The organism is Citrobacter sp. (assembly GCF_050252275.1).
GTDB lineage: Bacteria > Pseudomonadota > Gammaproteobacteria > Enterobacterales > Enterobacteriaceae > Citrobacter_A > Citrobacter_A amalonaticus.
Genome location: NZ_JBFWLF010000236.1, coordinates 1 through 7,184, shown reverse-complemented (window position 1 = coordinate 7,184; position 7,184 = coordinate 1). Strand labels below are relative to the sequence as shown.

Annotated in this window: 6 protein-coding genes; 2 read left to right on the top strand and 4 right to left on the bottom strand. The window is 54.3% G+C overall.

From position 1 onward, the window contains the following. From folM to ydgH, 3 genes are all read right to left on the bottom strand, one after another. Nucleotides 1-528: dihydromonapterin reductase (folM, locus tag AB7E14_RS17690; RefSeq protein ID WP_428169745.1), on the bottom strand; the 528-nt coding region annotated here is incomplete at its 3' end. Between the two features lie 58 nt (nucleotides 529-586). Continuing rightward, the gene (locus tag AB7E14_RS17685; protein WP_058588032.1) at nucleotides 587-1,969 is read right to left on the bottom strand and encodes an amino acid permease; all 1,383 of its coding nucleotides are present in this window, start codon (nucleotides 1,967-1,969) and stop codon (nucleotides 587-589) included. Nucleotides 1,970-2,155: 186 nt separating this feature from the next. Then, nucleotides 2,156-3,100, bottom strand: coding sequence for a DUF1471 family protein YdgH (gene ydgH / locus AB7E14_RS17680; RefSeq protein ID WP_043000768.1), 945 nt, complete (start codon nucleotides 3,098-3,100; stop codon nucleotides 2,156-2,158). Nucleotides 3,101-3,626: 526 nt separating this feature from the next. Between ydgH and pntA the strand changes: the two genes are divergently transcribed. Both pntA and pntB read left to right on the top strand, forming a co-directional pair. Continuing rightward, nucleotides 3,627-5,156 carry a Re/Si-specific NAD(P)(+) transhydrogenase subunit alpha gene (gene pntA, locus AB7E14_RS17675; RefSeq protein WP_043000767.1) on the top strand — a complete coding sequence of 510 codons (1,530 nt, stop codon included), beginning with the start codon at nucleotides 3,627-3,629 and terminating at the stop codon, nucleotides 5,154-5,156. A 10-nt stretch (nucleotides 5,157-5,166) separates the two neighbouring features. Beyond that, complete coding sequence (gene pntB, locus AB7E14_RS17670) at nucleotides 5,167-6,555, top strand: Re/Si-specific NAD(P)(+) transhydrogenase subunit beta (RefSeq protein WP_043000766.1); 1,389 nt, start codon at nucleotides 5,167-5,169, stop codon at nucleotides 6,553-6,555. Between the two features lie 48 nt (nucleotides 6,556-6,603). On the opposite strand, the gene AB7E14_RS17665 is transcribed toward pntB, so the two are convergent. Next, a partial coding sequence (locus AB7E14_RS17665) for an AI-2E family transporter (RefSeq protein WP_428169744.1) occupies nucleotides 6,604-7,184 on the bottom strand: 581 nt, incomplete at its 5' end.

The window sequence follows — 7,184 nt, the reverse complement described above, 5'->3', positions numbered from 1 at the left end:
GACCTTCACCTCTGGCGCGAGCTTGCGGGCAAATGAACGGGTCATATTATCCAGCGCCGCTTTACTGGCGGCATAAGCGATATGCTTGTCACTGCCTTTCTCCACAACGTAGTCGGTAAAATGAATGATGTCGGCGGCGGCGTGACCATGCCCGCGTAGCATGCCTTCGAGCGCATGGTTAAGCAGATAGGGGGTATTGACGTGGATTTGCATCATACAGGCCAGGACATCAGAGAGCGGTGTTCCCGGCTTCTCTGCCATCCATGCGCTGGCATTGTGGACGATGGCGCGCAGACCGCTGGCGCGTTCTTTTACCGTATCGGCGAAGGTAAGAATGCCTTCATTGGTGGAGAAATCAGCCTGAATGCACAGGGCGCCCGCTTTGGTCAGCCCGTCAATCGCCGGATAATGCGTCCGGTAACTGACGATCACCGGCTGTTTCTGGTTGATAAAGTGCCAGGCAATGGCGAGGCCGATACGGCGGCCACCACCGGTCACTAAAATGGGCAGAGGGTGTTGGGTTCCCATCGAAAAACTCCTTATGGGCCTGCGAATCAGGCTATTAGCGTCAAACGATGGGATGCGTTTACCCCACCAGCAGCCAGGTCGCCGGCACGGCGGCAACCAGCAACAGACCAATCAGAACCATTTCCTGTCGGTTCAAAACGTTATCATGCGTATGCGTCTTACGAGCATACAGGAACACCAGCAGACCCGGAGCATAAAGCACCACGGAGAGCAGCAGGTGCATCGGCCCGGAAGCATACAATAACCATAAGCCATAAATGCATGCACCGACACCTACCGCCTGATGAAGCGGACGGGTGGCGATTTTCAACAGGAAGGCGCCGACGAGGAAATAGGGGACCAGAATCATCTCTGAGGCGATGGTCAGCAGCGTGTTGTAATCCGAACCGGTTAGCCAGATCAGCACCAGACAGACCTGAACGCAGAGGTTGGTGAGCCACAGTGAAGCCGATGGCGCGCCTTGCGCATTTTGACGGGCGAAAATCCGCGGGAAGGCTTTATGCGTTGAGGCAAGGAACGGGACTTCCGCCGCCATAATCGTCCAGCTCAGATAGGCCCCGCAAACGGAGACAATCAGACCCGCCGCAATGATAATCTCACCCCACGGCCCCATCATTTTGACCATCAGACCTGCCATTGACGGGTTACGGATCTCCGCCAGTTCCGGGCGGGCAACTACGCCAAGCGAGAGCAGAGTGACCAGCAGATAAACGGCAAGCGCAGAGAGCACCGCTAACAGCGTGGCGCGACCGACATCATGTTTGTTACGCGCCCGCGCCGAGACGACGACCGCACCTTCCACACCGATGAATACCCACAGCGTGATGAGCATCGTGTTCTTAACCTGTTCCCAGACCGGGACACCCAGCCCGAGGCCGGTAAAGTCGAGGCTGAAAACCTCAAGCTTAAACGCCATAAAGGCCAGCAGGATAAACAGACCGAGCGGCAGCAATTTCGCCAGCGTTGCCACCAGGTTGATGCTGGCCGCCGTTTGTACGCCGCGCAGCACCAGAAAATGCACCACCCACAGCAGAACCGACGCACCGACGATCGCCTGCCAGGTATTGCCGTCGCCAAACAGACGCCACTCCGGCGTATCGGTGAAGAAACTGAGAGCAGAGAAGACAATGACCAGATAGGAGACGTTGGCAATCACCGCGCACAGCCAGTAGCCCCAGGCCGAGCAGAACCCGATCAGCTCACCGAAACCTTCGCGGGCATAGGTGAAGATGCCGCCATCCAGTTCGGGACGGATACGGGTCAGGATTAGCATGGCAAACGCCAGCAGCAATATCCCGGCCCCGGTAATCGCCCAGCCAATAAGTAACGCCGACGGGCTGGCGACAGCGGCCATATTCTGCGGCAGACTGAAAACACCTGCGCCAAGCATTGAGCTTAAAACCAGCGCGGTGAGAGCGCTCAGTCCCAGTTTCTTTTCCATGGTTATCCCGTGGTACAAACGATCGATGGAGAATAATTATTGTGGCAAAGCGCATAAAAATGGTGAAAGCCACTAAGGCGCGGGATTTTACGGAGAGAAGAGACTGCATGCAATGATCAGAGGAAAATTTGTGCCTGATAAAGCGAAAGGCGGCATAAAGCCGCCTTATTTTATGACCGGAGAGCCTTATTTATACAGATCGGCGCTGATGGTCATGTTGTTACCACGTTCCTGCCACTGGCGGGTAATGTGGTAATACTTAGCCCCTTGCTTCGCTGCACGCTTGGCAACCTGATAAGAGACTTCAGTCATGCTGCTGTAGTTGCCGGTGAACTTGATGCTGTCGAACGGCACCATCATGGCCGCCGTGGCTTTGTTCAGCTCTTCAACTTTGGTGCCATCCGGAAGAGTGACAGTGTAACGTCCACCTTTCGTGGATTGCGTTTCGAAGAAACGTCCAACTTCAGAACTCGGCGATGCGGTAGTCGCAACACCTGGAATTTCGACGTTTTTCGCCGCTTCGCCACCGGCAGCTAACGCTGCGCGACCGGCATCGGAATCCGCCGGGATCGCGTCAGGGCTCTGCACCACGCGTTTCTTCGCATCTTTTTTATAGATAAAAGCTGTAATGCGCTGGTTGCCGCCCTGGTTCGCATCGATCTGACGCACGATGTAGAAGGCGTAAGCGTCTTTTTCTTTTGCCGCTTTGGTGATGGCATCATTCACTTCCGGCTGGCTGCGGTAGAAACCCTGTACCGTAACGGTATCATACGGTTCCAGCATGACGGCCTCTGATTTTGGCAATTCAACCACGCCATTGATCACGCGGTTCTTGCTCGCTTCCGCTTTCTCGGCGTCGGCTTTGTAGAAGTCTGCAACAACACGCCAGTTACCGCTGTTACCAAAATCAGATGTATCGACAACATAAAATGAGGCGGCGCCTTCTTTATCTGCGCGGCGGTTAACGGCCTTCACCGCATCGCCAATCGCATTAAAACGGCCTGTGACCGTGACACGGTCGTAAGGTTTCAGTGCTGCCGCTTGCTCCGGCGTCAATTCTGTTGCTGCGTTTACGGAAAAAGCCGTCGCAGAAAGAAGTGCGGACGCCAGGAGTGTGTTCTTAAGCTTCATAAAAATAATCCTTCGCCTTGCGCAAACCAGGTACTGGTATTGTTATTGACTAGAAACGTGGCTGATTATTGCATTTAAACCCGGTGACTGTCTGCGTGATTTTTCAATCGACACAGCAGATGAGGTCACAAGGTCGATAACAAATTATGATATGTCGAAAAAATGGTCATTTCACAGTAAAAACTGATGAACGTACTGAATTTTATAAGTTAATTTAATGTTAATTAGTTGATCTGCCGTGGCGCTTAATCATGTTTTGCCGCATCGTATGAGCGATTTATGGGCCTTTCACCACGAATTGAAGGTCATTATCCCGGTCAGAAGGCTGAATCGTTCCTGTTTTGCTGATAACCCGACAAATACTGTTTTTTGGCGCTAGATCACAAGCGCTATTTTCAGTACGTTATAGAGAGTTTGTTACTGTTTTATTTTTCCGGGGTAACCTATACCTCCTGCGTGAAATTGCCTGCGCAATTCCACGTTAACTGACAAACCATCATCAAAAATACCGATGGAAGGGAACATTATGCGAATTGGCATACCAAAAGAACGGTTTACCAATGAAACCCGCGTAGCAGCGACGCCGAAAACGGTTGAGCAACTGCTGAAGTTGGGTTTCACCGTCGCGGTTGAGAGCGGCGCGGGTGGACTGGCGAGTTTTGACGATAAAGCTTTTGTAGAAGCGGGCGCGGAAATTGTCGATAGCAGCGCTGTCTGGCAATCAGAGATCATTCTGAAGGTTAACGCACCGGAAGATGCAGAAATTCCGTTACTCAATCCGGGCACCACGCTGGTCAGCTTTATCTGGCCTGCGCAGAATCCAGAGTTAATGCAAAAGCTCGCCGAGCGTAATGTGACGGTGATGGCAATGGATTCTGTACCGCGTATTTCACGTGCGCAGTCGCTGGATGCATTAAGCTCGATGGCAAACATTGCCGGTTATCGGGCGATTGTGGAAGCCGCGCACGAGTTTGGCCGCTTCTTTACCGGGCAGATCACCGCTGCGGGTAAAGTCCCTCCAGCCAAAGTGATGGTGATCGGGGCCGGTGTTGCTGGTCTGGCCGCCATCGGCGCTGCGAACAGCCTGGGCGCGATTGTGCGTGCCTTTGACACCCGTCCGGAAGTGAAAGAACAGGTCCAGAGTATGGGCGCTGAATTCCTCGAACTGGATTTCAAAGAGGAAGCGGGAAGCGGTGACGGTTACGCCAAAGTGATGTCTGAAGCGTTTATCAAAGCGGAAATGGCGCTGTTTGCTGCGCAGGCAAAAGAGGTCGACATTATTGTCACCACCGCGCTGATTCCGGGTAAACCAGCACCGAAACTGATCACCCGCGAAATGGTTGATTCCATGAAAGCGGGCAGCGTGATTGTCGATCTGGCGGCGCAAAACGGCGGGAACTGCGAATACACCGTCGCCAATCAGGTCACAACCACGGCCAACGGCGTTAAGGTGATCGGTTATACCGACTTGCCAGGGCGTCTGCCGACACAGTCTTCACAGCTGTACGGCACCAACCTTGTTAATCTGCTTAAACTGCTGTGCAAAGAGAAAGACGGCAATATCACCGTTGATTTCGACGACGTGGTCGTGCGTGGCGTCACGGTCGTGCGTGAAGGCGAAATTACCTGGCCGGCACCGCCGATTCAGGTATCTGCTCAACCGCAGGCCGCTGCGAAAGCCGCACCGGTTGCAAAAGAGCCGGAAAAACCGGCATCGCCGTGGCGTAAATACGCGCTGATGGCGCTGGTGATCATTCTGTTCGGCTGGCTGGCAGACGTCGCGCCGAAAGAGTTCCTCGGTCACTTTACGGTGTTCGCACTGTCTTGCGTGGTGGGCTACTACGTGGTCTGGAACGTCTCTCATGCTCTGCATACGCCGCTGATGTCCGTGACCAATGCCATTTCGGGGATCATCGTGGTTGGCGCGCTATTGCAGATTGGCCAGGGCGGCTGGGTTAGCTTCCTGAGCTTCATCGCGGTCCTGATTGCCAGCATCAATATTTTCGGTGGCTTCACCGTGACTCAGCGCATGCTGAAAATGTTCCGGAAAAACTAAGGGGTAACACATGTCTGGAGGATTAGTTACAGCTGCATACATTGTTGCCGCGATCCTGTTTATTTTCAGTCTGGCGGGACTTTCAAAACATGAAACGTCTCAGCAGGGTAACAACTTCGGTATCGCCGGGATGGCGATTGCGCTGATTGCCACGATTTTTGGCCCGGACACCGGCAACGTTGCCTGGATCCTGGTGGCAATGATCATCGGCGGCGCGATTGGTATTCGTCTGGCGAAGAAAGTTGAAATGACCGAAATGCCGGAACTGGTGGCGATTCTGCACAGCTTCGTCGGCCTGGCTGCGGTACTGGTCGGCTTCAACAGCTATCTGTATCACGAAGCGGGCCTTGAGCCGATTCTGGTTAATATTCACCTGACCGAAGTGTTCCTTGGCATCTTTATCGGTGCGGTGACCTTTACCGGTTCAGTGGTGGCATTTGGTAAGCTGCGCGGCAAGATCTCTTCTAAACCGCTGATGCTGCCGAACCGTCACAAAATGAACCTCGCGGCGCTGGTGGTCTCTTTCCTGCTGCTGGTGGTTTTTGTCCGTACCGAAAGCGTTGGCTTGCAGGTCCTGGCACTGCTGGTGATGACCATTATTGCGCTGGCGTTTGGCTGGCACCTGGTGGCGTCCATTGGCGGGGCGGATATGCCGGTCGTGGTCTCCATGCTGAACTCCTATTCGGGTTGGGCGGCGGCGGCGGCGGGCTTCATGCTGAGCAACGATCTGCTGATCGTGACCGGTGCGCTGGTGGGTTCTTCCGGTGCGATTCTGTCTTACATCATGTGTAAGGCGATGAACCGCTCGTTCATCAGCGTGATTGCAGGGGGCTTTGGTACCGATGGTACGGCGTCCAGTGGTGATGAAGAAGTGGGCGAACACCGTGAGATCAGCGCAGAAGAGACTGCGGATATGCTGAAAAACTCGCATACGGTGATCATCACCCCGGGCTACGGCATGGCGGTGGCGCAGGCACAGTATCCGGTCGCGGAAATTACCGAGAAGCTGCGCGCGCGCGGTATCAAGGTACGTTTCGGCATCCACCCGGTGGCAGGTCGTCTGCCTGGTCACATGAACGTACTGCTGGCGGAAGCGAAAGTGCCTTACGACATCGTGCTGGAAATGGACGAGATCAACGATGATTTCGCCGATACCGACACCGTGTTGGTTATTGGCGCGAATGATACCGTGAACCCGGCGGCGCAGGACGATCCAAACAGTCCTATCGCTGGGATGCCGGTGCTGGAAGTGTGGAAAGCGCAGAACGTAATTGTCTTCAAACGTTCGATGAATACCGGCTACGCCGGTGTGCAGAACCCGCTGTTCTTCAAAGAGAACACCCATATGCTGTTTGGCGATGCCAAAGCCAGCGTGGATGCGATTCTGAAAGCGCTGTAATCCGTTGTTCTGTTGAAACGGCCTCTGCGGAGGCCGTTTTTACGTCGGTCACATTTTATTTGCATCGCCTAACAGAATGGCAATACTTTGCCCACCAACGGATTGTTCCAGCGCAATCTTGACGATAATGGTCAGCGGTACCGAAAGCAGCATCCCCACCGGACCCAGCAGCCAACCCCAGAAGATCAACGACAGAAACACCACCAGCGTAGAGAGCCCCAGACCGCGTCCCATGATGCGTGGTTCAAGGATGTTGCCGAACACCAGGTTGATGATCAGATAGCCTGCCAGCACCACCAGCGCATCGTACAGGCCACCAAACGCCAACACCTGAATGATGGGCGGGATCGCCGCCAGCACTGAACCAATGTTTGGGATGTAGTTGAGTGCAAAGGCCAACAGCCCCCAGATAAAGGCGAATCGAACGTCCAGTGCCGACAGCATGCCCCAGACCACCAGTCCGGTGACCAGACTGATTGCCGTTTTCAGCACCAGATAGTGCGATACGCTATCAATGGCGCGCTGAATGGCGGCCATCCCCTCGACCGGACGGACCATAATCTGCTGGAATTTAGTGGGGAGTTGCGGCACTTCCAGCAGCATAAAGACCACCGTCAGCAGGAGTAAAA